Annotated in this window: 29 protein-coding genes and 1 other annotated feature; of the genes, 11 read left to right on the top strand and 18 right to left on the bottom strand. The window is 40.2% G+C overall.

The window, feature by feature from the left end:
• Positions 1 to 38: 38 nt before the first annotated feature.
• A complete protein-coding gene (locus PQ578_RS12535) occupies positions 39 to 167 on the bottom strand; it encodes a hypothetical protein (protein WP_255462008.1) in 129 nt (42 codons plus the stop codon).
• Between the two features lie 33 nt (positions 168 to 200).
• Positions 201 to 764, bottom strand: coding sequence for a GNAT family N-acetyltransferase (locus PQ578_RS12530; protein WP_098443131.1), 564 nt, complete (start codon positions 762 to 764; stop codon positions 201 to 203).
• Positions 765 to 917: 153 nt separating this feature from the next.
• Here PQ578_RS12530 and PQ578_RS12525 point away from each other — a divergent pair, with 153 nt between their 5' ends.
• A complete protein-coding gene (locus PQ578_RS12525; protein ID WP_273834643.1) occupies positions 918 to 1,097 on the top strand; it encodes a hypothetical protein in 180 nt (59 codons plus the stop codon).
• A 39-nt stretch (positions 1,098 to 1,136) separates the two neighbouring features.
• Here the strand turns inward: PQ578_RS12525 and PQ578_RS12520 are convergent, their stop codons facing one another.
• Positions 1,137 to 2,345: a putative glycoside hydrolase gene (locus PQ578_RS12520; protein ID WP_273834642.1), complete on the bottom strand. Its 1,209-nt coding sequence runs from the start codon at positions 2,343 to 2,345 to the stop codon at positions 1,137 to 1,139.
• 178 nt (positions 2,346 to 2,523) lie between these two features.
• Here PQ578_RS12520 and PQ578_RS12515 point away from each other — a divergent pair, with 178 nt between their 5' ends.
• A complete protein-coding gene (locus PQ578_RS12515) occupies positions 2,524 to 3,060 on the top strand; it encodes an HD domain-containing protein (RefSeq protein WP_273834641.1) in 537 nt (178 codons plus the stop codon).
• A 2-nt stretch (positions 3,061 to 3,062) separates the two neighbouring features.
• Here the strand turns inward: PQ578_RS12515 and PQ578_RS12510 are convergent, their stop codons facing one another.
• Positions 3,063 to 3,458 carry a hypothetical protein gene (locus PQ578_RS12510; protein ID WP_273834640.1) on the bottom strand — a complete coding sequence of 132 codons (396 nt, stop codon included), beginning with the start codon at positions 3,456 to 3,458 and terminating at the stop codon, positions 3,063 to 3,065.
• Between the two features lie 77 nt (positions 3,459 to 3,535).
• Between PQ578_RS12510 and PQ578_RS12505 the strand changes: the two genes are divergently transcribed.
• Positions 3,536 to 3,712 (top strand): hypothetical protein, encoded by a 177-nt coding sequence (locus PQ578_RS12505; RefSeq protein ID WP_273834639.1) that lies wholly within the window; start codon positions 3,536 to 3,538, stop codon positions 3,710 to 3,712.
• A gap of 41 nt (positions 3,713 to 3,753) precedes the next feature.
• Here PQ578_RS12505 and PQ578_RS12500 read toward each other — a convergent pair whose 3' ends face one another.
• From PQ578_RS12500 to PQ578_RS12480, 5 genes are all read right to left on the bottom strand, one after another.
• Complete coding sequence (locus PQ578_RS12500; protein ID WP_273834638.1) at positions 3,754 to 4,686, bottom strand: ABC transporter ATP-binding protein; 933 nt, start codon at positions 4,684 to 4,686, stop codon at positions 3,754 to 3,756.
• Positions 4,679 to 5,749 (bottom strand): ABC transporter ATP-binding protein, encoded by a 1,071-nt coding sequence (locus tag PQ578_RS12495; protein WP_273834637.1) that lies wholly within the window; start codon positions 5,747 to 5,749, stop codon positions 4,679 to 4,681. The genes PQ578_RS12500 and PQ578_RS12495 overlap by 8 nt, the downstream gene beginning before the upstream one ends.
• Before the next feature lie 12 nt (positions 5,750 to 5,761).
• Entirely contained in the window at positions 5,762 to 6,784 is a 1,023-nt protein-coding gene (gene opp3C, locus PQ578_RS12490) for an oligopeptide ABC transporter permease (protein WP_273834970.1), read from the bottom strand.
• A 5-nt stretch (positions 6,785 to 6,789) separates the two neighbouring features.
• Positions 6,790 to 7,719: an oligopeptide ABC transporter permease gene (gene opp3b, locus PQ578_RS12485; RefSeq protein WP_273834636.1), complete on the bottom strand. Its 930-nt coding sequence runs from the start codon at positions 7,717 to 7,719 to the stop codon at positions 6,790 to 6,792.
• A gap of 176 nt (positions 7,720 to 7,895) precedes the next feature.
• The gene (locus tag PQ578_RS12480) at positions 7,896 to 9,581 is read right to left on the bottom strand and encodes a peptide ABC transporter substrate-binding protein (RefSeq protein WP_273834635.1); all 1,686 of its coding nucleotides are present in this window, start codon (positions 9,579 to 9,581) and stop codon (positions 7,896 to 7,898) included.
• A 469-nt stretch (positions 9,582 to 10,050) separates the two neighbouring features.
• Here PQ578_RS12480 and PQ578_RS12475 point away from each other — a divergent pair, with 469 nt between their 5' ends.
• Complete coding sequence (locus PQ578_RS12475; RefSeq protein ID WP_273834634.1) at positions 10,051 to 10,419, top strand: DUF3899 domain-containing protein; 369 nt, start codon at positions 10,051 to 10,053, stop codon at positions 10,417 to 10,419.
• A 56-nt stretch (positions 10,420 to 10,475) separates the two neighbouring features.
• Positions 10,476 to 10,702 (top strand) — a binding site (T-box leader).
• A 63-nt stretch (positions 10,703 to 10,765) separates the two neighbouring features.
• A complete protein-coding gene (gene trpS, locus PQ578_RS12470; protein ID WP_273834633.1) occupies positions 10,766 to 11,755 on the top strand; it encodes a tryptophan--tRNA ligase in 990 nt (329 codons plus the stop codon).
• Between the two features lie 49 nt (positions 11,756 to 11,804).
• Here the strand turns inward: trpS and PQ578_RS12465 are convergent, their stop codons facing one another.
• From PQ578_RS12465 to PQ578_RS12455, 3 genes are all read right to left on the bottom strand, one after another.
• A complete protein-coding gene (locus tag PQ578_RS12465) occupies positions 11,805 to 12,551 on the bottom strand; it encodes a YjbA family protein (protein ID WP_273834632.1) in 747 nt (248 codons plus the stop codon).
• Positions 12,552 to 13,580: 1,029 nt separating this feature from the next.
• On the bottom strand, positions 13,581 to 14,819 hold the full coding sequence (gene fabF, locus PQ578_RS12460; RefSeq protein ID WP_166001454.1) for a beta-ketoacyl-ACP synthase II: 1,239 nt from the start codon (positions 14,817 to 14,819) through the stop codon (positions 13,581 to 13,583).
• Positions 14,820 to 14,853: 34 nt separating this feature from the next.
• Positions 14,854 to 15,792: a beta-ketoacyl-ACP synthase III gene (locus PQ578_RS12455; RefSeq protein WP_098443119.1), complete on the bottom strand. Its 939-nt coding sequence runs from the start codon at positions 15,790 to 15,792 to the stop codon at positions 14,854 to 14,856.
• A 173-nt stretch (positions 15,793 to 15,965) separates the two neighbouring features.
• Between PQ578_RS12455 and PQ578_RS12450 the strand changes: the two genes are divergently transcribed.
• Complete coding sequence (locus PQ578_RS12450) at positions 15,966 to 16,292, top strand: YppG family protein (RefSeq protein ID WP_273834631.1); 327 nt, start codon at positions 15,966 to 15,968, stop codon at positions 16,290 to 16,292.
• Between the two features lie 31 nt (positions 16,293 to 16,323).
• Here the strand turns inward: PQ578_RS12450 and PQ578_RS12445 are convergent, their stop codons facing one another.
• Genes PQ578_RS12445 through PQ578_RS12430 form a run of 4 tightly spaced genes read right to left on the bottom strand, consistent with a single transcriptional unit; the run spans position 16,324 to position 18,197 of the window.
• Positions 16,324 to 16,467 (bottom strand): hypothetical protein, encoded by a 144-nt coding sequence (locus tag PQ578_RS12445; protein ID WP_273834630.1) that lies wholly within the window; start codon positions 16,465 to 16,467, stop codon positions 16,324 to 16,326.
• Between the two features lie 12 nt (positions 16,468 to 16,479).
• Positions 16,480 to 16,656 (bottom strand): ComZ family protein, encoded by a 177-nt coding sequence (locus tag PQ578_RS12440; RefSeq protein ID WP_098443117.1) that lies wholly within the window; start codon positions 16,654 to 16,656, stop codon positions 16,480 to 16,482.
• A gap of 45 nt (positions 16,657 to 16,701) precedes the next feature.
• Positions 16,702 to 17,256: a DinB family protein gene (locus tag PQ578_RS12435; protein ID WP_224879372.1), complete on the bottom strand. Its 555-nt coding sequence runs from the start codon at positions 17,254 to 17,256 to the stop codon at positions 16,702 to 16,704.
• Positions 17,257 to 17,285: 29 nt separating this feature from the next.
• Positions 17,286 to 18,197 (bottom strand): NAD-dependent epimerase/dehydratase family protein, encoded by a 912-nt coding sequence (locus PQ578_RS12430; RefSeq protein WP_273834629.1) that lies wholly within the window; start codon positions 18,195 to 18,197, stop codon positions 17,286 to 17,288.
• A 96-nt stretch (positions 18,198 to 18,293) separates the two neighbouring features.
• Here PQ578_RS12430 and PQ578_RS12425 point away from each other — a divergent pair, with 96 nt between their 5' ends.
• Positions 18,294 to 19,481: an NAD(P)/FAD-dependent oxidoreductase gene (locus PQ578_RS12425; protein WP_273834628.1), complete on the top strand. Its 1,188-nt coding sequence runs from the start codon at positions 18,294 to 18,296 to the stop codon at positions 19,479 to 19,481.
• Positions 19,482 to 19,485: 4 nt separating this feature from the next.
• Here the strand turns inward: PQ578_RS12425 and PQ578_RS12420 are convergent, their stop codons facing one another.
• On the bottom strand, positions 19,486 to 20,208 hold the full coding sequence (locus tag PQ578_RS12420) for an alpha/beta hydrolase (RefSeq protein WP_273834627.1): 723 nt from the start codon (positions 20,206 to 20,208) through the stop codon (positions 19,486 to 19,488).
• Between the two features lie 212 nt (positions 20,209 to 20,420).
• Here PQ578_RS12420 and PQ578_RS12415 point away from each other — a divergent pair, with 212 nt between their 5' ends.
• Positions 20,421 to 20,882 carry a TspO/MBR family protein gene (locus PQ578_RS12415; protein WP_098443112.1) on the top strand — a complete coding sequence of 154 codons (462 nt, stop codon included), beginning with the start codon at positions 20,421 to 20,423 and terminating at the stop codon, positions 20,880 to 20,882.
• 72 nt (positions 20,883 to 20,954) lie between these two features.
• Complete coding sequence (locus tag PQ578_RS12410) at positions 20,955 to 21,134, top strand: YjzD family protein (RefSeq protein ID WP_098443111.1); 180 nt, start codon at positions 20,955 to 20,957, stop codon at positions 21,132 to 21,134.
• Between the two features lie 51 nt (positions 21,135 to 21,185).
• On the opposite strand, the gene PQ578_RS12405 is transcribed toward PQ578_RS12410, so the two are convergent.
• Complete coding sequence (locus PQ578_RS12405) at positions 21,186 to 21,374, bottom strand: YjzC family protein (RefSeq protein WP_098443110.1); 189 nt, start codon at positions 21,372 to 21,374, stop codon at positions 21,186 to 21,188.
• Positions 21,375 to 21,545: 171 nt separating this feature from the next.
• Here PQ578_RS12405 and PQ578_RS12400 point away from each other — a divergent pair, with 171 nt between their 5' ends.
• Positions 21,546 to 22,340 carry an undecaprenyl-diphosphate phosphatase gene (locus PQ578_RS12400; protein ID WP_166001438.1) on the top strand — a complete coding sequence of 265 codons (795 nt, stop codon included), beginning with the start codon at positions 21,546 to 21,548 and terminating at the stop codon, positions 22,338 to 22,340.
• Between the two features lie 125 nt (positions 22,341 to 22,465).
• Positions 22,466 to 23,155: a Crp/Fnr family transcriptional regulator gene (locus tag PQ578_RS12395; protein ID WP_273834626.1), complete on the top strand. Its 690-nt coding sequence runs from the start codon at positions 22,466 to 22,468 to the stop codon at positions 23,153 to 23,155.
• Positions 23,156 to 23,174: the final 19 nt, after the last annotated feature.

Below are 23,174 nucleotides of genomic sequence, written 5' to 3'. Positions count from 1 at the left end.
AAGCCGTCATTGGCTTTCGGTTTTTATAATCGCTAGCATTAAGCAGATGTTCTCGTATTTGAGGCGGGCTCTTTCGAAGACTGCGGTTTCCAGGTTTTCCAGCGTCTTTTCAATAAATCCTTCAACCATTCGCGCTTCTTTTGCTTTTTCTTCTCACGATTCTTCATAAGAAGTTTCCCTCCTGATCGAAAACAGTACTCTTATTCTTCGATAAGTTCCTTCTCTTCTTTAAGGCTCAACACTTCTTCTACCGGCTGATACGATTCACCATAAAGCTGTTTATCCTTATATGTGTGAATCTCTTGATACGTGTGTTTCATTGCTTCGTATACTTCTTTCTCTCCAGCTTCACTCGGTGACCAGTATAAGATCTCCATTTCATTAATCTCGTTGGTAGCAAGAGATCTTCTACGATAGCCAATTGACTTCGCATGTTTAAAACCTTCTCGAAGATAAAAGCGCTGTCTTTTTTCCGTATCGGTTTCTTCATAATCAACCGGCTCAACCTCAAGGATAATTGGTTTTTGCTTTTCTTTCAATTGTTCAATTAATTTCTTTCCTAGCCCCTGACCTCTGGCATCCCTGGAAACGAAAATATAGTCCACGAATATGAAATCAGGAAGATCGGCATACATTAGAACATGGTGCGGTCCCTCGTCCTTATTGTAAATGTCACCCTTTTCTTCCAATAGCAAGTCCATATGCTCTTTTGATTTCATCTCTTCAATGGGGAAATATTGCTTCAGCTTCTCATACCAGTTCATTGATCTACTCCCTTATAATTAATTCTTCACTATCAGTATAACACATTTATCCAGTAAAATAGTGCTAGACATGCTAATGATTATTTTCCCCTCTTCTTAAATAAGTAAACATTTAGTACACTCATACTATAAGAAGATATGAGGAGGAAGGACATGAATTTTTTTAGTGAATTTCTTTTATTAACTGTGCTGCTTATTATTTTTACAGCTTTTATTGCGGTATTTTTAAATGCTTCAGGTCGTCTCCTTTTCCAAAAGAACAAGAATATTTTTCAGAAACCACTTCATAGTAGTCAAAAAAACTGGAAGAAATTATCGAATGATCCTAACTAATTAGAAAAGACCGCTCTCATTGGCGGTCTTTTCTTGAAATCATGGTGTATAATCGACGTTTTTTGTATAACTATTACTCGCATCCCATAGTAGGAATTCATTAATGCCGTTGTCCTTTAAAGCTTTGATTTGCGCTTCAACTTCCGCTTTACCATAGTTTAAATAATTTCCGCTACCAAGATAGCTTGCAGTGAAATCCTGAATCCAAGGACGACTTGTAGGTGCTTCTTCAAGCTTACCTAACACTTCGTTCTCTACCTTCGCATATTCGTTCACTAAGTTGTATGGCTCAAGATCCGGCTTAGCGATACCAAAGTAAGATCCCCAATGACTTGGGTAGATCATGGACGAAATCACATCAACATTACTTGAAATTTTAGAGAAGTTTTGTCCAATTCCTGGTGCTTCAGGAATCGTCGCTGAGTAGCCAAAAATATCAACCGATACATCGACATCATATTGTTCAAGTTTAGAATTTGCATATTCCACAAAATCAGTGACAGCTTGAACTCGTTTTTGGACATTGTCCATATCCATATCGGCATACTTGCCCATCGAATACTCTAATGTATCTTCGCGTGTTTCAAATCCTTCTGGGAAACGAACGTAGTCGAATTGAATTTCTTTGAAGCCCATTTTAGCTGCTTCAATTGCAATTTCCACGTTATAATCCCACACTTCTTCTTTAAATGGGTTAACAAATGCTTCTCCGCGTCCATTTTTCCAAACAGAACCGCCCTCTTTATAGGAAAGTTCTGGTCTCGCTTCCGCAAGCACAGTATCCTTAAAAACAACTACTCTCGCAATTGGATAAATATCGTTTTTCTCCATTTCTTCTAATACGCTGCGAGGATCTTTCATATAAGGTTTCCCAATCTCGTACTCTGCCAATGGCGAGTCCTTCTTTGGTTCATATGTAAGGTTACCAAAATCATCTTTAATATCGATGACCATTGCATTTAGATCTGTTGAATTCACGAACTCCGTGAGCTTACTAAAACGACTTCCCCCAGCTGAATTTCCCGTTACATAAATACCTCGTACTGCATCTGGATACTTAAAATCCAGTCCAGAATCATAAACAAATCTTGGAAGACGATCTGGAAGTGTTAATTCTTTGTTTTCTAATTCAAAACCTTTAAGATTTGTCGCGGATCGTGCATCTTCTGCAAATACAGGTTGTCCGAACACAGAAAATAGCAAAAATGACGCGAGCAGGCTTTTCAACCCAAGTTTAAAAATACGCACAGCTTCTCTCCCCTTTATTAGTTTGCCTCCTCTATTATAAGACGAATAACCGGGCTTTGAAAGAACTTCCAGTAAAATTTCTCATGTCTTTTTCGTGAACACTTATGATTGATTTATTTTTTTCTAAATGGTATGATGTTTAGAAAAATAAATTCAAGAAAGTTAGGAGGCCATTAACATGAGAAACGTAACCTTATCAGATATTTTCCAACTTCCATTTGCACGAAAATACCTAAAGCGCGCTGGACTGGCTCATGCGATTACCGTGGCCAAACACGCTTATCATTTTGCAAATAAGCATGAGGTTAATCCAGATCTTGCTACAAAAGCAGCTTTACTTCACGATATTGGTCACTATACATGGTACCGCAATGGACAATGGGACTATAATTTATATAAACAAAATGACATTCATGCGATTAAGGGGGCTGAGCGAGCACACAAAATGCTTATTCGCCTCGGTGAAAATCCTGTATCAGCTAAAGAAATTGCCGTTGCCATTCTTTTTCATACAGATTCGTACTTTATGGGTACAGTTAACCGCAATGCATTGCAAGAAGTCGTCGCTATGGCTGATGAAGCTGACGAAGAGCCCGGTGGCAAACACCACTACAAAGTGATGTCTGAAGAGGAAGCAAGGGTTGAGCTTAATGCATTGGATGATTTGATTGATAGTAGTTTAAACAATCAAAATGAGTGGCAACAAAGTGTATAGACTTACTCCCATTCGCATAGGAAAGGGATTTCTATGAGCATCCCCCTTTCATCCCTTTCCACCACCATCCCTCCCCATTTTTTAAGAAACTTCTCTCCCATTTCATTAGCCGGCGTTTTCATTCTAATTGCTTTTTTTCTCTGTTTTTCAGCTAACTTAACTACAAAATCATAAAGACCCCATCTTTTTTCTTCTGAACCTTTATAAAAAAACTCCAATAACTCCATGCACTCTGATATACTTTCCATCCATACGTAACCAACTGTTTGATCTTTTGATTCAAAAAGGTATATTGTAGAATGAGGGGAAGGTGCTTTTCCGACTCTTATGACGTTTTCAGACCTGATTGATTCGAGTGTTTCGTTATCAAATTCAGGGTTAAATGCGTAAAAGATCATACAATACCTCCTTAAAAGACCTATTTTGTATTTAACGCTAGCTTAATTTAAAACTTCACCATCCAAAAGGAGCTCTTATGTCTAAATTGAAACTTAGTTTACTCATTTCCACTTTTATTCTATGTGGCCTTATTTTAGTAGACTATTCGCTGTACACTGACTTATCCCTTTATATTAAAGGATTTCTGATCGTACCACTCATCATGTACATCACTTATCTTGTAACAAAATTTAAAAACAAAAAAGCATCATAGAAAAGGACCGCATTTCAGCTGAAATGCGGTCCTTGACGGTTTTAAACCGTTACCTGATACTTTTGGTACTCTTCCTCTGTACAAGCAATCCAGTGGCCTTCCATAACTTCACGAAGGACACGCTCTTCCCCATCTTTAGGAAGGTGCTTTTCAGGATCATAAATTTTACGCTTTCTTGAACGCTCATATTCTGGATCCGGAAGTGGAATCGCAGAAAGTAGCGACTGCGTATAGGGGTGCAGCGGGTTACGGTAAAGCTCTTCACTTTCAGCAAGCTCTACAATTTGACCACGATACATAACACCAATACGATCACTGATGTATTTCACCATCGAAAGGTCATGCGCAATAAACAAATACGTTAAGCCTTTTTCACGCTGTAGCTTTTTCATCAAGTTAACGACCTGTGCTTGAATCGAAACATCTAGTGCAGAAATTGGCTCATCCGCAATGATAAACTCCGGATCTACAGCAAGGGCGCGAGCGATTCCGATACGCTGTCTTTGTCCACCACTAAATTCGTGGGGGTAGCGGTTCGCATGCTCTTTGTTCAATCCTACTGTTTCAAGAAGATCAACCACTTTGTCCATACGAGCTTTCTTAGACGTTGCAAGACCGTGGATATCAATACCTTCTGCAATAATATCAGAAACGGTCATTCTCGGATTTAAGGAAGCATATGGATCCTGGAAAATCATCTGCATTTTTTGGTTAAACTTCTTAAGCTCTTTTGCAGACTTCTTTCCATGAACATCTTCACCATTAAAACGAACTTCACCATCTGTTGCATCGTAAAGGCGAATGATCGTTCGTCCAGTTGTCGATTTCCCACAACCAGACTCACCAACAAGGCCGAACGTCTCACCTTTATAAATATCAAATGTTAAACCATCAACAGCTTTTACAGTGCTTTTACCTACTTTAAAATGCTGCTTCAAGTTTTTGATTTCTAATAGTTTCTCTTGACTAGACATTCTTCCCACCATCTTTCGCGCCAATAATCGGCTCGCTTGGAGCCATACCCTGCATCCGCTTTTTAATCGCTGCAGGCGGTTCTATTTTAGGTGCCTTTTCGTGCAATAGCCAAGTAGCGGCATAGTGCGTATCTGAAATCTTGAATAAAGGTGGTTCCATCTCCGTGTCAATCTTCATCGCATAAGGATTACGTGGAGCAAATGCGTCACCTTTAGGCGGATCAAGAAGATCTGGAGGTGAACCTGGAATCGCAATTAGCTCTTCATCCGTTGAATCAAGACTTGGCATCGAACCAAGAAGTCCCCAAGTGTAAGGATGCTGAGGGTTGTAGAAGATTTCATCAACAGTTCCTGTTTCAACGATTTTACCTGCATACATCACAGCTACACGATCTGCAATATTTGCTACAACCCCAAGGTCGTGCGTAATAAAGATAATCGACGTACCCATTTTTTCTTGAAGGTCATTTAATAGTTCAAGAATTTGCGCCTGAATCGTTACATCAAGTGCGGTTGTTGGCTCATCCGCAATAAGTACACGTGGATTACACGCAAGGGCAATCGCGATAACCACACGCTGTCTCATACCACCAGAGAATTGGTGAGGAAATTCATTCACTCTTCCCTCTGCATTTGGAATACCAACAAGTTTCAAAAGCTCGATCGCACGTTCTTTAGCTTCAGACTTACTCATGTTTTGATGCTTTACTAACCCTTCCATGATTTGTTTTCCAATCGTCATGGTTGGGTTCAATGATGTCATTGGATCCTGGAAAATCATTGAGATTTCAGATCCACGAAGTTTTTGCATTTCCTTTTCGGACAGCTGAGCAAGATCACGATCGCCGAACTTGATCTCACCTTCTTTAATACGTCCGGGAGGGTTTGGAATCAAGCGCATAACCGCTTTTGATGTTACGGATTTACCTGATCCTGACTCTCCTACGATTGCTAATGTTTCACCTTTATTTAAATGGAAGTTTACTCCACGAACTGCCTGTACCTCTCCAGCAAACGTATCAAAGGAGACGTGCAAATTGTTCACTTCTAGAATCTTTTCCATTCTAATTCCCCCCTATTTACGTAGCTTTGGATCAAATGCATCTCTCAGGCCGTCACCAAGAAGGTTAAAGGCAATCATAATCAATGAAATGATAATAGATGGCCAGAGCACAAGATGCGGATAAATTTGTAGACTTCTAAAACCACTATTAATGATAGAACCTAATGAAGCTTCAGGCGGTCGTAGTCCAAGACCGATAAAGCTTAGAAATGCCTCGAAGAAAATCGCATTTGGAATTGTAAACATTGTCGTGATAATAATTTGTCCAAGTACGTTTGGAATCAAGTGTTTCCCTATCACACGTCCACTAGTAGCTCCTAATGTACGTGATGCTAGGACAAATTCTTGCGATTTAAGTTTTAAAACTTGACCACGAACAATCCGTGCCATCCCAATCCATCCTCCGACAGATAGGGCTAAGATAATGGAAAATATACCAGGTTCAAATATTAAAATAAAGAGGATAATCAAAATCAAGTTTGGAATACCAACTAGCACTTCAATAATACGCTGGAGATAATTATCCACTCGTCCACCGTAATAGGCCGAAATTCCACCGTAAGCGACACCGATCACAAAATCAATAAACGCTGCTGCTGCTGCAATGAATAGTGAAATACGCGTTCCCTGCCATACACGCGTCCACTGGTCACGACCAAATTCATCTGTACCGAACCAGAAATACTCATCTTCATAACCTTTTGCTTCATACTGATCGGTTCCACGAATATCAACACCGTTAACACCTAGGAAATCAATGTTTTCTAGAACCGGTACTTTAGCAGGAAGCTTTGCACGCGTTAACTCCTGCTCAGAATATGAGTGTTCATTCATTCCTGGACCAAAAATTGCAAGTAAAATAATCGCAACAATAATGATTAAACCGGTGATTGCACCAGGATTTTTCTTCAACCTTCTCCATGCATCTTTCCAAAAGCCAGTACTTTCACGAGCAATTTGCTCATTTTCTAGAGCTTCAGTATTAGCGGGTTGAAACATGTCGTCTGAGATGTCGTGTAGCTTTTCTTGTTTCATACTCATTAGCTCTTACCTCCCGCTAAACGAATTCGAGGATCTACAATACCATACAAGATATCTACCAATAAAATTACAACTATAAATAGTGCACTAAAGAAAAGCGTTGTACCCATAATAATTGGGAAATCGTTTGTTAAAATCGAGTTAACGAATTTTTCACCAAGTCCTGGAATAACAAAAATTTGCTCAATTACGAGAGTACCTGTCATTAGACCTACAACCAGTGGTCCCATAATGGTAATGATAGGTATAGAAGCATTACGGATTGTATGTCTAATAACAACCGCTGTGCTACTTAAGCCTTTTGCCTTCGCTGTTGTAATATAGTCCTGTCCAAGAACTTCTAACATTTCCGTTCTCATAAAACGAGCTATAGTTGCGACAACAATCGAAGCTATTGCAATCGTTGGCATGATTGTGTAAGCAAAGCCATCCCAGTAAGCTACCGGTAAAAGCTGCCACTTTACACCAAACCAGTATTGCATAAGGCCAGCGATAACGAAGTTTGGAATGGAAATACCAAGAACGGCAATCACCATTGTTCCATAATCAAGGAATGAATTGTGTTTTAATGCTGCAATGATTCCAAGGAAAAGACCAATAAGCGTTCCAACTAATAAGGACTGTAATCCAAGGTAGGCAGATGGTCCAATACGTTCACCAATAATTGTTGATACTTCACGGCCATCCTGCTGGAAGGAAACACCGAGGTCACCTGATAATAAATTCTTCATATAATTGAAGTACTGTACGGGAACTGGATCGTTCAAACCGTATTTATCATTCAATTGAACAATTTGTGTTTCTGTGAGCTTATCCTGGTTATTAAACGGTGTACCAGGGAGAAGCTTCATTAGAAAAAATGTTAGCGAAGCAATAATTAGGAAGGTAATCAACATTGAGATGATTCTTCCGCCAATATAACGTCCCACTACAACCAACCTCCTCAAAAGATACCTGCCTGTTTATTATAAGTCGAAAAATGGAATTTCACTAGAATAAATTTTCTATCTATTTAAAATCTAGCTTACTTTTCGACATATTTCTTATTACAGGTAAAAAAGAGAGTATATGTCAGGATGACATATACTCTCCTGAAAATCTAAACTTATTTTTCAATCTTGATCCATTTGTAAGATGAGTCAGCTCCAAATGAGTGAACATAGAAGTTCTTAACGTAATCCTTTTTAAGGATTGCGTTACCTTTTTGGTAAGTAGGAACAATTGCAATGTCCTCTTCCATTAGAACTTTCTCAGCATCTTGCATCATTTTCCAACGCTTCGCTTCATCAGTTTCTTTCTTAGCTCCTGAAACTAACTCGTCATACTTCTCGCTTGAGTAACCCATGCGGTTATATTCACCGTCTGTTTCAAACATATAAAGGAACGTCATTGGATCTGGATAGTCTGGTCCCCAACCACCAGTTGAGATATCAAAGTCACCAGAATCTTCAAGCTCAAGGAACTGTTTCCAAGGCTGTTTGTTGATTGTGATTGTAAGGCCATCAAGCTTTGTTTCAAACTGATCTTTTGCATATTCTGCAATTTTCGCAGCAAGCTCGTTATCAGTTGTTAGGAATTCAAGTTCAACAGAATCTGTTCCTAGCGCTTCAAGTCCAGCTTCCCATGCTTCTTTCGCTTCTTCTTCACCTTGATCAGCATAGAAGCCGTCTGGAGCGAATTCGCGGAAGTCATCACCTTCTGGACCTTTTACAAAGTCTTTTGGAACGAAATATTTAGCTGCAATTGATCCGTTGTTAAGAAGAACATTTACAAGTCCTTCGCGGTCATATGCAAGGTAAAGTGCTTTACGAATATCTTTGTTTGCTAGTTCTTCTCTTTCTTGGTTCAAACGCATGAAGTACATTGTAGGATCGACAAGAGTTGAGAACTCTTCGTTGTCCTTGAACTGATCGACGAAGTCAGCTGATAGACCTGCACGGTCAATCTTGCCTGTTTCGTATAGGTTAACTGTTGTCGCTGTATCTTGAACAACTTTAGTAGTAACTTTTTCAAGGTTTACAGTTTCAGCATCCCAATACTCAGGATTCTTTTCATAAGTCCAGCCTTCACCGTGATTCCACTCAGCAAATACGAATGGTCCGTTATAAAGCATAGTGTCAGCTTCTAGTGCAAAATTATCGCCTTGCTCTTCAGCATAACCTTCTGGTTGTGGATAGAAAGTTGCGAAAGTTAGCAATGATTTGAAATAAGGAACTTGATTTTCTACAGTAATTTCAAGTGTTTTCTCGTCTACTGCTTTAGCTCCAAGCTCTTCTACTTTACCGTAAAGAGGATCGCCTTCAGTAATGATCGCATTACCGTTCTTGATTCCTGCAGTACCAAACATAGAAGCGTAAGGAGAAATTGTATCTGGATTTAGTGCTTTATGCCAAGCATAGATGAAATCTCCTGCTACGACATCAGATCCGTCAGACCATTTAGCGTCATCGCGAATTGTGAATGTGTAAACAGTTTCACCGTCTTTTTCTTCTTCTTCTGGTTCGTCAGCAGCCATACCAAGTGTAGGCTCGTTATTTTCGTCAAGACGATAAAGTCCTTCGAAAACCTGGTTCATTGCTTTAAAAGATGTGTTATCAGTAGCTTGTGTTGTATCCATTGAAGGAATTTCAGCTGTTTCTACTAAGTTAAGTACTTGTTCAGCAGAACCGCCTTCTCCGTCGCCTTCTCCGCCACTGTTCCCCCCGTTGTTTGAGCCGCCGCCGCAAGCCGACAGGAATACGCTCAATACAAGCACAAGAGATAGGACAAGCGTCCATCTTGATTTCTTCATGCTGTGTGACCTCCCTTAAAATATGTAGCTATAAAAGCTAGTAATCCGCATGACGAAATTCATCAAATTATCCAACAATTTACGATAGATTTTTTGATTCGTTTCGCCCACAACTCGTATTATACAAGTTTTCTAACTATTTTGCATACACAATTTTTACACTGATTTACAAAAACCGCGTCACCATTACGTTTGCATAACAGAAAATAGTTCTTTAGTCCTGGTATAAATTCTCTGGTTTATGGGTAAGATTTTAATTTTTACAATGAAATGTATGAAAATCTATCTATCCCCCTTACCTGAAAGTATATAGTATACGTTGGTGTATACTGTATGCATGTCGCGAAATATTCTGAAATATAAACGATGTGTAAAGTCGTTACATATTTCATGCTTTTTATCGCTTCTTTATTGTTCTTGACGCTTTCTTTTTTTATACTTAGCTATAGAAAGATATTTGGGGGTTACTATGAAATCACTTACATTTAAGTCAGGTATACTTGTTTTTTTGGCCGTTATCGCTTCAACTGTTATATCTATTACATCTGATGAAGGATTTGCCTTACAGCCAGTTTCCGATATTCTCTTTATGATTGCTCTGGGAATGTTACTAATTGGTGCAGCTCTTCATGTGGTTCAGACTGGCTTCTTCGATGGCATCGTCTATTCCTTTAAACGCTATTTTCGAAATACAGCTAAACGCCAAATGATTGAAGAAGATCATTCTGAAATTAACTATCAGCTGGATTATGATAACCCCATTACTTATCCTCTTCTACTTGCTGGTGCTTTTTGTACAATAATTACGATTATAATTTCCATTGCTCTTATTCAGTAGCTAACTTGTTGCATCGAATGAAATCATTGCGCTATACTAGTAACGAAGAAGGATACAGAACGGCTTTGAGGAAGAGTAGTACAAATTGATGTGTTTATAGAGAGCCTGTGGTTGGTGAAAACAGGTAACACACGTTTTGGAATGGACTTCTGAGCCCCTTTGCTGAACGAGTAAGTAGGCATTGGCGTGAGCATTCACGTTACCACTAGCGGTATTCATTACCATAAAGTGATCCAGTCTTACTGGATAAGCAGGGTGGCACCACGGTCCATTCGTCCCTAGCAATAAAGGGAGGAATGGACCTTTTTGTATTCCATTTTATTGATATTGAGAGGAGCACTACACAATGAGCGTTATTTTTTCCGGAATTCAACCTAGTGGTACATTAACAATTGGTAACTACTTAGGAGCAATGAAACATTTTACTGATCTACAAGACGATAATGAGTGCTACTTTTGTGTTGTTAACCAGCACGCGATTACTGTACCTCAGGAAAAGCAAGCATTAAAACAAAATTCAAGAAGCCTTGCTGCCCTTTACCTGGCATCAGGAATCAATCCTGAAAAATCCACGCTGTTTATTCAATCTGAAGTACCCGCTCACGCCCAACTCGCATGGATGCTACAATGCGTATCTTATATCGGCGAACTTGAGCGTATGACGCAATTTAAAGATAAATCTACTGGGAAAGATGCTGTAAGCGCAGGTCTTCTAACCTATCCACCATTAATGGCTGCGGATATCCTTTTATATGGTACAGAAATTGTTCCTGTAGGCGATGACCAAAAACAGCACATTGAACTGACGCGAAATCTTGCCGAGCGTTTTAATCGTAAATATAACGACATCTTCGTTATGCCTGATGCTCGCATTCCTAAAGTTGGAGCGCGTATTATGTCACTTCAGGACCCATCGAAAAAAATGAGTAAATCTGACTCCAATCAAAATGCCTATATTTCTATGCTTGATGACCCTGCAACGATTATCAAAAAAGTAAAACGTGCTGTAACGGATTCTGATGGCATTATCCGATATGACAAAGAAGAGAAACCAGCTATTTCAAACCTGTTAACGATCTACTCTCTTTGTTCTGGAAAAAGTGTGGAAGTAATTGAATCGCTTTATGAAGGTCGAGGTTATGGAGACTTTAAAGCAGAACTTGGGGAAGTGATTGCAGAAACGTTAAGACCGATCCAAGAACGATACAACGAACTCATTGCATCAGCTGAGTTAGATGACATTCTTGATCATGGTGCTGAAAAAGCAAATCGTAAAGCTTCTAAAATGCTAGCAAAAGCAGAGCGTGCGATGGGTCTTGAGAGAAAAAGAAGATAATTTGATCCAATTAACAAAGAAGAAGGCTGCCGACGGCAGCCTTCTTCTTTTAGTTTACATGCGTTCCCTTTTCAAGTTCCCATATTTTTTCAAAATACGGTTGCCCTTTAATAATCCGCTCACAAATTTGCTCATGTTTTGCTGACCAACCTGCTTTCACTTCTCGATATAGCCCTTCCCATGCCTCGTCCATTTCCATGTTTTGAATCTGCACATATTTTTTTGGCTGGCATTCTGTAAACCAATACCGAATTTCAGCTGAGTTCCCACTTGAGTAGAGCTGATCTAGTGCCATAAACAAAAGCTGTTTTAACTGTCTTTCCTTTCGTGTTAGCCCCATCATAATATCTGGTCCTGGTGAAAGAATATGATGCTCCTTCACAGGTTGATCCGTTTCAAATGGGTAACGTGTTGCTTCAATATCTGCCACCATTTCATGAACCGCTTTTTCCTGTCTTGGAATCACTCGACTTTTGCGAATCGGAATCTTATATCCTAATGTATCAATCACGATTACACCTCTGCCATCCGTAGCCAGGAAGCAATATTCTAAAGGTGATCGTTCATTGTTCTTTCGAATATAGCTTTGTTGAAAAACATCATTAAGCAAACTCTCCGGAAGCTCAGTAAGATCATTCTCGATATAATGATACAAGACCGATTCTACCTTAATGACAGGCACTTGATCCAATAGTTCAATAAAATCATCTTTTCGCCACTCATGGAAATTACATACGTTGTATCCATTCTCTTCGCCCTCAAACCAATTCACCCAAACATCTCGCAAATACAACATCTGGCTACCCCTCACTTCGCTACTGTTTGTAAAAACAGTATAGTCAGGACCAAGTTAAATTATTCCATAATCAATATATTATTAAGAAAAGATTAATAGAACACTGAAAAGCGGAGCGGGCCTGCTTAAATCCGCAGGATGTTGGAGCCTTTTTGAATGAGACGCTTTTTGTCTCAATCAAAAAGGTGAAACAGCCGAAGGATTTGGCCCGCGCAGCTAGACATAAAAGCGGAAGTTGGCGGTTAGACACGGCAGGCACTGGAACCCTATAAATTGAACACGGTCTTTGTGTTCGAGTTATAGGGTGAAGTGACCGAGTGTCTGCCCACTGCAGCTAGATCTCATGAAAAGCGAAGACGAGCGTTTAGAAACGGAGATATTGGAGCGCTTGAAATAGAACACGCCCTTTGTGTTCTGGTGAAAGAGTGAAATATCGCAGTTTCTGCGAGTCGTAGCTGGATCTCACGAAAAGCGGAGCGGGCCTGCTTAAATCCGCAGGATGTTGGAGCCTTTTTGAATGAGACGCTTTTTGTCTCAATCAAAAAGGTGAAACAGCCGAAGGATTTGGCCCGCGCAGCTAGACATAAAAGCGGAAGTTGGCGGTTAGACACGGCAGGCACTGGAACCCTATAAATTGAACACGGTCTTTGTGTTCGAGTTATAGGGTGAAGTGACCGAGGGTCTGGAGGCTGCAGCTGGATCTCATGTAAAGCGGAAGTGCCCGTTTAGCCTCGACAAGTGCTGGAGCTCCATAAAAAGAACACGCTTTTTGTGTTCATTTTATGGGGTGAAGCGATCGAGAGGCTGGGCACTGCAGCTGGATCACGAAAAGCGAAGACGAGCGTTTAGAAACGGAGATATTGGAGCGCTTGAAATAGAACACGCCCTTTGTGTTCTGGTGAAAGAGTGAAATATCGCAGTTTCTGCGAGTCGTAGCTGGATCATGAAAAGCGAAGACAAGCAAAAAAACTAACCTCTCTCCGTCCACAAAAAAATAACCCCCGGGATTTCTCCCAGAGGTTACGTTCTTTACTTCACGAATTTCTTAAACACTAATGTTGCATTATGACCACCAAAACCAAGTGAGTTATTCATAACGGCTTTCACATCAGCTTTGCGGGCTTTATTTGGCACATAGTCAAGATCACAGTTTGGATCTGGCGTTTCGTAGTTAATCGTAGGTGGAAGAATTCCTTCTTCTAACACTTTTGCACAAAATACACCTTCAACCGCACCTGCTGCTCCAAGTAAATGGCCAGTCATCGACTTTGTCGAACTAACAGCAAGCTTATAAGCATGCTCTCCAAACACAGACTTAATCGCGGCAGTTTCAAACTTGTCGTTATAATCTGTACTTGTTCCGTGTGCGTTAATATAGCCAATATCGGTTGGAGAAAGGCCTGCATCATCAATTGCTTGTTGCATGGCTCTTGCGCCACCTTCTCCTTCAGGCGCAGGTTGCGTAACGTGGTACGCATCACCAGTAGAACCGTAACCTACGATCTCTGCATAAATCTTCGCACCGCGTTTTTCTGCAGACTCAAGACTTTCAATGACAAGAATTCCAGCACCTTCTCCAATGACAAACCCATCACGGTTTGCATCAAATGGGCGACTTGCAGATGCTGGGTCTGCATTTGTAGATAGTGCTTTCATCGAACCAAATCCAGCTACGCTCATGCTTGTAATCGGCGCTTCAGATCCACCGGTGATCATCACATCCGCATCACCCCGCTGAATCACTTTAAACGAATCACCGATTGAGTTCGTTCCTGAAGCACAGGCAGTTACGGTACATGAGTTAATTCCTTTAGCTCCAAGCATAATGGATACTTGACCTGACGCCATATCTGGAATCATCATCGGAACGAAGAATGGACTAACGCGACGAGCGCCTTTATCCATGAACGTACGGAATTGTGATTCATACGTTTCCATACCGCCTATACCTGACCCGATCCAAACGCCAACTCTCTCAGCATTTTCTTCATTAATCTTTAAACCAGCATCTTCAACAGCCATTTGAGAAGCGGCTACAGCAAACTGTGTAAACCTGTCCATTTTACGAGCTTCTTTACGGTCCATGAATTTTTCCGGATCAAATTCAAGCGCTTCTCCTGAAACTTTTGCTGCGAACTGATCTTTATCTAAACGAGTTAATGGGTTGATCCCAGAAACACCATTCAATACATTTGTCCACGTTTCCTCTAATGAATTTCCAAGTGGGGAAACCGTCCCCAACCCGGTAATAACAACTCTTCTCTTCATTTATACCAGCGCTCCTTTTTTCACTACTACCATTTTAGCGTCCTAATTTGAGGGCAACGGCTCCCCAAGTTAAACCGCCTCCGAAACCAACAAGAATCACAACATCGTCATCCTTCACTCTACCTTCTTCCATTGCTTCTGAAAGCGCAATTGGAATGGTCGATGATGATGTATTTCCATACTTCTTCACAGTTGTTGCCATCTTTTCAACCGGGAGTTCCAGTCGTTGTCTGGATGCTTCCATAATTCGAATGTTTGCCTGATGAGGAATTAAGAAATCAACATCTTCCTTTGTTAAACCGGCCTTATCAATCACATTAATAGCTGACTGACCCATTTGTCTTACGGCAAACTTAAACACTTCTCTGCCGTTCATTGCCATAAAGCCATTTGGCTCCTGGTAGAGATGCTTGGCACCTGCCCCATCTGAACCAAGTTCAAATGAAAGAATCCCTCTTCCTTCTGTTACTGGGCCAATGACTGCAGCTCCAGCACCATCACCAAAGAGAACCGCAGTGTTTCGATCTTCCCAGTCCGTAATTTTCGAAAGTTTTTCAACCCCTACAACTAGGATATTTTTGTAAGTATCATTGTTAATGAACTGTCCAGCTGTAATCATGCCGTACATGAAACCTGCACAAGCTGCACTTAAATCCATTGCAGCAGCATTAGTTGCTCCTAGTTTCTCTTGAAGCAAACAGCCAACTGATGGAAATGGATAGTCCGGAGTTACGGTCGCAACTAAAATAAGGTCCAGATCTTCCGCTTTTATATTAGCATCTTCAAGAGCTTTTTTTGAAGCTAAATAAGCCATATCCGATGTATTCATATCATCATCTGCGATTCTTCTTTCCTCGATACCTGTTCGAGTGCGGATCCATTCGTCAGATGTATCAACCATTTTCTCTAAGTCGTGGTTGGTTAATACACGTTCTGGTACATAATGTCCTACACCTAGTAAACCAGCGTTCATCTTGAATTTCCCCTTTATAGGATATTTTCGTACTTAAAACCAATCTTTAGTAGCTGGTACTAATTTTAAGCCATAATGAATGATTTGTCTACCTGACTGCCTAGCACACACCTTTTGCTCGCGCGCTTCATAAGCTAAGCTATAAGTAAACTTGAATGAAGGAGGATAGATGGATGTATCCGTATTATCAGCAACCGTCTTATTATCATCAACCCTCTGGCTATCAACAGTATCAGCAACAGCCGTTCACACCTTATCCGCCTTATCCACCACCCTATCAGGGGCAAAATTATCATCCTAGTGGGCAACCCTACTATCCGCATCCTTATTACCAACAACCATACGGCCCTTATCAAGGATATCCCGGTGGACAGCCATTTATGAACCAGTTCAAAAAGCAAAACGGCCAATATGACTTTCCTAAAATGATGAATACAGTTCAACAAATCACACCTATGGTAAAACAAATGGGATCATTGCTTAACTTATTCGTAAAATAATTGAAAAGACGTGGCTTCACGTCTTTTCAATTCATTTGGAAAGAAACAGCATGCTTCCCGCACTAATAAATAATAAGATACCAGAGATGACCATTAAACTAAAACTGCCAATCATGATGCCTATCAATAAGCCACCAAGTGGGACAAACCAGATCCAGAAAGCTTTACGGCCCATTATATACTCTCCTTACTCCTGTGCATCCTGCTTTCCAAGCTCATAAGCATCATCCATCGCTTTAAGAAAGAGCTGAAGTAGCGGCTGCATTTTTTCAAGATCAAGTTCAATGTCCTGTTCACCGAGCGATTGTTTCGCTTCAGGTAAATACTTCATTGCAATTTGCATAAATCTCATGTTTTGATCCATTTCATTCACTCCTATTTCACTTTCGCCTAAAAGGCTCACCCTCTATTATAACGACAAATACGGCGTATTGAAATGCTCCCATGCTTCTCGCTGTCCGGAAACCATTTTCAATACCATTGCAGCCTGTCCTCTATGGTATGCTTCATGATCAATTAAATGGCTAATAATCCATTCAGGAGAATAGCGAAGCGTTTCCCCATTAATCGTAATTTCTGGTCCAGGCTTCCGGTATTCTACGTCTGATAACTGATTAAAATACGCTCGAATATAATCACGAGCTTCGGCAAGACGAGCTAAGAACCAGGAAAGTTCTTTGTCATCAGGTGCAGCGATAACTTGCGCTTCTTGAAAATAGTACCGCTCTTTCTCTTCCTCTGTTACACTTTCACCCATAAGCGCATTTTTCACCCACCAAAGCTCGATCTGTGCAATATGAAGTAAATAAGCTCCTACTGTAGGAAAACTTGAGTATCCATAGTGAAGTTCCTGAAATTCAATGTCACTTACCATTGAAAGAAGTTTTTCCCTCGTTTCCTTTAATGCTTGAAGGCCGTGAGAGGAATCATGTACATCATAATTACCAAGTGTTTTTTCAATCATCCAGAATCTTCCCTTCTCAGTCAGTGAAATTACGTTAAGTAGATTGAAGGATCAAATGCGATCATTTTTTCCGTGTGCAGACGCTGTTGGTGCAGTCCTTCTTCAATAGACGTGATATTTGTAAAACCAAGCTTACTTGCACATTGTTTGTTTGAAATCCCACACCTTAGTTTCTTTTCACCATTTAAGTCTATTGAGTCTCCTATACACCATTCGACTCCTCTTTGCCATTCTCCTTCTCTTCCACTCGTTAGATTGAACGTTTCTGACTGTTCACGCCGTATTGCGGCTTGATAAATGGACTCACAAACGTCTTTTACATAGACAGCATCGAAATGAGCGTTTACCCCTTCTTCCTCATATTTAAGTGGAAGCTTATGATGTAAGAAATAGTGTTGGAAAACATGATGGGACGGTTGCCACGGACCATATACAAGCGGCAGACGTAAAATTTTTACGATATCACTTTTTTGATTCAGAAGAATGTGTTCCTCTGCTGATTTTAGCTTTCCAACATTCGAATGAGGATGATGAGGCGTTCGTTCCGTAATACTTCCATACCGTGTACCAAATACCTCTGTGCTCGATAAATGAACGAGCACTTTTCCTTTGGAAGCTTCCACTACGCTTCGAGTACAATTCAGACTATTTTCAATCATTTTTGAACCTTGTTTCATATTTGTAATTTTTGGAGAACTAAGGTGAAAAATCGTATCACAGTCTTTCGATAGATGATCTAAGGAAGCTTCCTCAATCCGACTGTTTATTTGTTTGTAATTCGCGTTTCTCAGAAGCATCATTTCTTTCATCTCATATTCAGCTTTTCTTTTTCCCTCTACTTTCCCATCGATTCCTACGACTTCAATTCCTTTATTTAAAAGAAAATCCGTTAAGTGATAACCAATAAACCCTAACCCACCCGTTATAAACACTTTCTTCATAATCCCACCTCAACTTCTTTAAGAATACTTTTCTTTCAGTACGATCATTCTAATAGCGTTATCATTGTTGCTGATTGAAAAGGGAGGATTTTTATCATGGAGCTACATCATGGAAATCTATTTTGGCCAACTACTGTAGAAAAGGCACGATCATTTCCAGAACTTACAACTACCGTTACCTGTGATGTATTAATCATTGGTGGAGGAATGTCAGGATCAGTTATGGCAAGAATGCTTGCAGACTACCATATCGATACCGTTTTAATTGAAAAAGATACAATTGCCTCTGGAAGTACTTCTGCCAATACTGGTCTTCTCCAATTTTCTAATGACGCCATGTTAATAGACCTTATCGACCGGTTCGGGAAAGAAAAAGCTGTCTATTTCTATAAGCTTTGTTTAAAGGCAATTGATGAACTGGATAAGTATAACGCCACTTTAAAAGAAAAAACCGATTTCAAGCGGGCGGAGAGCCTTTATTTCGCAAGTAATGAACACCATGTTAAAAAACTAAAAAAGGAGTACGATGCTTTAATAGAACATGGTTTTAACGCTGATTATTTAGATTCCACTGCGATAGAAAACCTCTACTCCTTCAAGGCACCTGCGGGAATCTACACGAAAGACGAGGCAGAAGTAAATCCCTATAAATTCGCCCTAGCTCTTGCAAGTCATGCAGCCGATCTAGGTGTTAACATATTTGAACATACTGAAGTGCTTTCTCACCAATTTCATAACAAAGAACTGATTTTCCAAACTGAAAAAGGAGAAATTCGTACGAAACACGTTATCTATGCAACTGGCTATGGAACACAAGAGTTTGCAAAAACAAAAGGCGCCCTACTAGAGCGCACCTATACAATCGCAACAGAACCCATTGACCAATTTCATGGTTGGCACAACCAATCACTCATTTGGGAAACGGATCGCCCATACTACTATTTAAGGACAACTCCAGATCGCCGTATCCTTATTGGTGGATTGGATGCCACTTTAAATAAAGAAGAAAAGCTAGAACAGCAAGGTCAGCAATTGTTGAATAAACTGCATGAACTGTTTCCCTCCATTGAAACGTCAATTGCTTTTGAATGGAGTGCCATCTTCGGATCAACGAAAGACGGTCTCCCTTACATTGGGAAGCATCCCAAATATGACGGCGTCTATTTTATGCTTGGTTATGGTGGAAACGGTACAGTTTACAGTATGCTTGGTGCTGAAATCCTTAAAGATCTTATTTTATACGGGCATCATCCAGCAATGAACATTACAAGACTGAAGCGTTAGTTACTTAGAGCTTTTCATGTTCTTGAAAAAAGCGAACCATTTTTTTACCTAGGGATTGATAACTATCGCTCAATAGTGCAAGTTCAATGGGATAGCCAATTTCCCTCTGAACACGTTCATACACTCGAATTTGTTCAAGCGAGTATGGACTTTTAAGCGAATGATGCCATACTTTAATCGGACACGTAGACGTTATCATTTCTTTTTCTTCTATTTTAGAAATAACCTCTTCACTTTGAATTTCATAGGCTCTAGCCATTTCCTTTACTAACCTTTTATAAAAGAGCCGATTCAGCTGTTCTTGGTGAACAAGACTTTTCACATCAAAACAAGGATTGAATAGTGCGGCTGAACGAATGAGGGATTGACGATTGTTTAAGAAAGCATTCGCAGCAAGTACCCCCATTCCCTCTGCGACGACATGGATCCTTGGATTAAGAATTTCTTGTTTATGCACTAGATTATAGATTCTTTCCGTTAATTTCACAGCTTTTGGTGAACCCCAGTGCCGACCATACAAGTTGCTTGTGTATACGGTATAGCCCGCATCAAGAAAATCAGCAACCATTCCTTGACGGGTGTGATTTTGCAACCAAAAACTTGTATTATCGTCTACAAAATGAGTTAGACCACCTATTATGAAAATGCCAAACCCGTTAGGCCGTTCAGGGACGAGAACGATCGTCCACTCCCCGTCTAATTGATAGGCTCGTTTACGAATACACATACTCTCCCCTCGCCCTTTTATCACTTTCTGTATAACGTATGCAAGTGGCATTTGGAAGAAAGGGTGAAGTGCCTATTTAGCGGGAATTTCCCCTTTTCACTTACTGAAAAATGATAAAAACCCCTTCCACCATTATATGTTCCGTTTTTCCAACTATACCTTTGCATGAGTTAGGATATTTTTGGGTATTGAAAAGAAGGTGGTGATAAAGAATGAAAAAATCAACTATTCTCGTTTTTGTAGCTGTGTACCTTCTTTTTAGTATTTCTGGTTTCCTATTTCCTTTTGACGCCGATTGGTATACCTCGTTATCAAAGCCCGACTGGACACCAGACGGTTCCGTAATCGGCATGATTTGGGCAATTCTTTTTGGTTTCATCGCATTGTCGACAGCGATTGTCTACCAAAAACGCGGCTTTGATCGCCATAATAGTGAGTACATTTCACTGCTGGGTATTAACTACATATTGAATCAAGCGTTTAGTTACTTGCAATTTAATCTTCACGCGCTGTTTGCAACCTTTATGGATGCACTGTTTATCGCAATTACAACGCTCATTCTTATCTTTCTTGCAGGCAGACAAAATCGAGTCGCAGGCTGGTTATTAGTCCCTTATTTCCTTTGGACATCCTTTGCGACTTATTTATCGTGGCTAATTTATTCGATGAATTAAAATTGATAGATGAACGGGATCGTTTTGTGGTATGATATTCGATAGAATACGTTTACAAATGAGGTGAATTTCGTGCGTTTTTTATGGGCAATTATTTGGGGTTTTCTACTGAGTAATATGATTTTCTACGTACTTGCATCCATGCAAGGTGGCCATTATGAATTTGGAGCCGCATCTCTTTTTGGAGTAGCTATAGCCGTAGCGGCAATGGTAATAGGAGAAGGTCTCATCTCCGATCCTGCTGAACAGTAAAAACAAGCGCCTTTTGCGGCGCTTGTTTTTTTGTGCAATCTTTGTTTGCTATTAGTGATGCGGTTTAGGTTCCCTTGACCACTTCCGATTTTGATTTGAACATTCAGGAAACGCCTCACCGGCACGAAGTTCAATTTGTTTCGGATCTTTCACCATTCCACCTGTCTCACCGATTTCAATGTATACGCCATTGTTTGGCGCTTTTTGCCCAGGTGTAAACTGACGATTTTCTCCGCCCATACATCCCCCTCCTTCCACTTGTCTAAATTTGCCCCCTTTATCAGCATTCATCAGCGAATACTCTTTTATGTAACTTGACTAAAAATTTCCCTTTACAAAAATGGAAGGACTGGTGTTTAATGGTTACATGTGTCAATTTATCTTGTAACAATTACTGGAGGAGCATTACTCATGGAACTGTTGGAATTACTTAAATACGCTTTTCTTGGTTTACTACAAGGCTTCACTGAACCAATTCCAATCTCATCAAGTGGACATCTTGTCATAGCACAAAAAGTATTTGGGCTAGAAATTAAAGGACTTAGTTTTGAAATTTTAATGAACTTTGCCTCATTGCTAGCGGTTCTTCTTATTTACCGCAATGACCTAATTCGGCTCACTTCTCACGGGGTACGATACGTTGTTTCTCGAGATAAAGAGTCCAAAAGCGAATTTATGTTCATCGTTTACCTTGTCGTTGCAACGATTCCTGCAGCGGTTCTCGGCTTACTATTTGAAGATTTCATTGGTGAACAATTAAAAGGTCTTAAAGTAGTAGGAGCTACCTTGATCATTACGGGTATCGCGCTATGGCTTATTCGTAACTTGCGCGGATCAAAAGGCGAATCCGCTCTCAACTTTAAAGATGCGCTAATTGTAGGGCTAGCTCAGGCTGTCGCCTTAATTCCTGGGATTAGTCGTTCTGGTGCAACGATTGTAGCTGCCATGGGACTTGGAATGAAGCAAGAAACTGCGCTACGCTTTTCTTTCTTATTGTTTATTCCAGTAAGCGTAGGGTCAATGATTCTTAGCATTGGCGACCTTCAATTTGGCGATATGCTTATCCCTTATATTATAGCCTTCTTATTATCCCTAACAGCTTCGTACTATTCATTAAAGTGGTTTATGAATATTATGGCTCGAGGTAATTTGATTTATTTCTCCATTTATTGTTTTATCGTAGGAGCACTTGTCCTTATTTTCTAACCGGCTAATGCCGGTTTTTTATATGCTTTATAACATTGAATATGACAACTACAAGGAAATGATGGTTGTAGTGGAGAAAGGTAACGTGGGATAATAGTACGTAAATTGATCCAGGGAGGCTGAAAATGAAAAAAGATACGATCAACTCTGATGCACTAAAAAAGTGGATTGCTGAAGAAGGCGAATCAATTTCATTTCAAAAAGACGAACCACTTTATATGGATGGTATGAAAGCGGATCGCCTTTTTCTTATACAGTCTGGAAACGTGCGATTAAACAAACTGACCTCTGAAGGCAGAGAACTAACGCTACAAATTTGTCAGCCTGGTGATCTTATCGGAGAACTTGCGCTTTACACAGGGCAGCTTAACTTTTCTGCAAATGCCTGGTCGGTTGATAAAGTTAAAGCTACCTTCGTTAAACAAGCCCATCTTGAAGAAACTTTAACGAGCGATGCCATCCTCGCCACTCAGTTCATGAAATTTATGGGTGAAAACTTTAGAAAAAACCAATCTAAGTTCCGAGATCTATTGTTACACGGAAAAAAAGGAGCTCTCTACTCTACTTTAATTCGGCTATCCAATACATATGGCGTCAAAAAAAACGATGATATCTTAATCGACATTCCCCTGACCAATCAAGAATTAGGCAACTTCTGCGGCCTTACAAGAGAAAGCGTCAACCGTATCCTAAGCGAACTAAAAAAAGCCAACATTGTCTCAGTCAAACAAGGAATCATCACCATCCACAACCTCGAATTCCTCCGCTGCGCCATCCACTGCGAAGACTGCCCAATAACGATTTGTTGGTTATAAAGAAAAGCGGAGACGAGCG

It is taken from the genome of Guptibacillus sedimenti (assembly GCF_028610665.1).
Taxonomy (GTDB): Bacteria; Bacillota; Bacilli; order Bacillales; family Guptibacillaceae; genus Guptibacillus; species Guptibacillus sedimenti.
This window is presented reverse-complemented; position numbering and strand designations above follow the sequence as displayed.

Bases quoted from the DNA above. Each gene is read 5' to 3' on its own strand.
- PQ578_RS12535 (WP_255462008.1), bottom strand. From the start codon at position 167: ATGAAGAATCGTGAGAAGAAAAAGCAAAAGAAGCGCGAATGGTTGAAG.
- PQ578_RS12530 (WP_098443131.1), bottom strand. From the start codon at position 764: ATGAACTGGTATGAGAAGCTGAAGCAATATTTCCCCATTGAAGAGATG.
- PQ578_RS12525 (WP_273834643.1), top strand. From the start codon at position 918: ATGAATTTTTTTAGTGAATTTCTTTTATTAACTGTGCTGCTTATTATT.
- PQ578_RS12515 (WP_273834641.1), top strand. From the start codon at position 2,524: ATGAGAAACGTAACCTTATCAGATATTTTCCAACTTCCATTTGCACGA.
- PQ578_RS12510 (WP_273834640.1), bottom strand. From the start codon at position 3,458: ATGATCTTTTACGCATTTAACCCTGAATTTGATAACGAAACACTCGAA.
- PQ578_RS12505 (WP_273834639.1), top strand. From the start codon at position 3,536: ATGTCTAAATTGAAACTTAGTTTACTCATTTCCACTTTTATTCTATGT.
- PQ578_RS12500 (WP_273834638.1), bottom strand. From the start codon at position 4,686: ATGTCTAGTCAAGAGAAACTATTAGAAATCAAAAACTTGAAGCAGCAT.
- PQ578_RS12495 (WP_273834637.1), bottom strand. From the start codon at position 5,749: ATGGAAAAGATTCTAGAAGTGAACAATTTGCACGTCTCCTTTGATACG.
- opp3C (WP_273834970.1), bottom strand. From the start codon at position 6,784: ATGAAACAAGAAAAGCTACACGACATCTCAGACGACATGTTTCAACCC.
- PQ578_RS12480 (WP_273834635.1), bottom strand. From the start codon at position 9,581: ATGAAGAAATCAAGATGGACGCTTGTCCTATCTCTTGTGCTTGTATTG.
- PQ578_RS12475 (WP_273834634.1), top strand. From the start codon at position 10,051: ATGAAATCACTTACATTTAAGTCAGGTATACTTGTTTTTTTGGCCGTT.
- trpS (WP_273834633.1), top strand. From the start codon at position 10,766: ATGAGCGTTATTTTTTCCGGAATTCAACCTAGTGGTACATTAACAATT.
- PQ578_RS12465 (WP_273834632.1), bottom strand. From the start codon at position 12,551: ATGTTGTATTTGCGAGATGTTTGGGTGAATTGGTTTGAGGGCGAAGAG.
- fabF (WP_166001454.1), bottom strand. From the start codon at position 14,819: ATGAAGAGAAGAGTTGTTATTACCGGGTTGGGGACGGTTTCCCCACTT.
- PQ578_RS12455 (WP_098443119.1), bottom strand. From the start codon at position 15,792: ATGAACGCTGGTTTACTAGGTGTAGGACATTATGTACCAGAACGTGTA.
- PQ578_RS12450 (WP_273834631.1), top strand. From the start codon at position 15,966: ATGTATCCGTATTATCAGCAACCGTCTTATTATCATCAACCCTCTGGC.
- PQ578_RS12445 (WP_273834630.1), bottom strand. From the start codon at position 16,467: ATGGGCCGTAAAGCTTTCTGGATCTGGTTTGTCCCACTTGGTGGCTTA.
- PQ578_RS12440 (WP_098443117.1), bottom strand. From the start codon at position 16,656: ATGGATCAAAACATGAGATTTATGCAAATTGCAATGAAGTATTTACCT.
- PQ578_RS12435 (WP_224879372.1), bottom strand. From the start codon at position 17,256: ATGATTGAAAAAACACTTGGTAATTATGATGTACATGATTCCTCTCAC.
- PQ578_RS12430 (WP_273834629.1), bottom strand. From the start codon at position 18,197: ATGAAGAAAGTGTTTATAACGGGTGGGTTAGGGTTTATTGGTTATCAC.
- PQ578_RS12425 (WP_273834628.1), top strand. From the start codon at position 18,294: ATGGAGCTACATCATGGAAATCTATTTTGGCCAACTACTGTAGAAAAG.
- PQ578_RS12420 (WP_273834627.1), bottom strand. From the start codon at position 20,208: ATGTGTATTCGTAAACGAGCCTATCAATTAGACGGGGAGTGGACGATC.
- PQ578_RS12415 (WP_098443112.1), top strand. From the start codon at position 20,421: ATGAAAAAATCAACTATTCTCGTTTTTGTAGCTGTGTACCTTCTTTTT.
- PQ578_RS12405 (WP_098443110.1), bottom strand. From the start codon at position 21,374: ATGGGCGGAGAAAATCGTCAGTTTACACCTGGGCAAAAAGCGCCAAAC.
- PQ578_RS12400 (WP_166001438.1), top strand. From the start codon at position 21,546: ATGGAACTGTTGGAATTACTTAAATACGCTTTTCTTGGTTTACTACAA.
- PQ578_RS12395 (WP_273834626.1), top strand. From the start codon at position 22,466: ATGAAAAAAGATACGATCAACTCTGATGCACTAAAAAAGTGGATTGCT.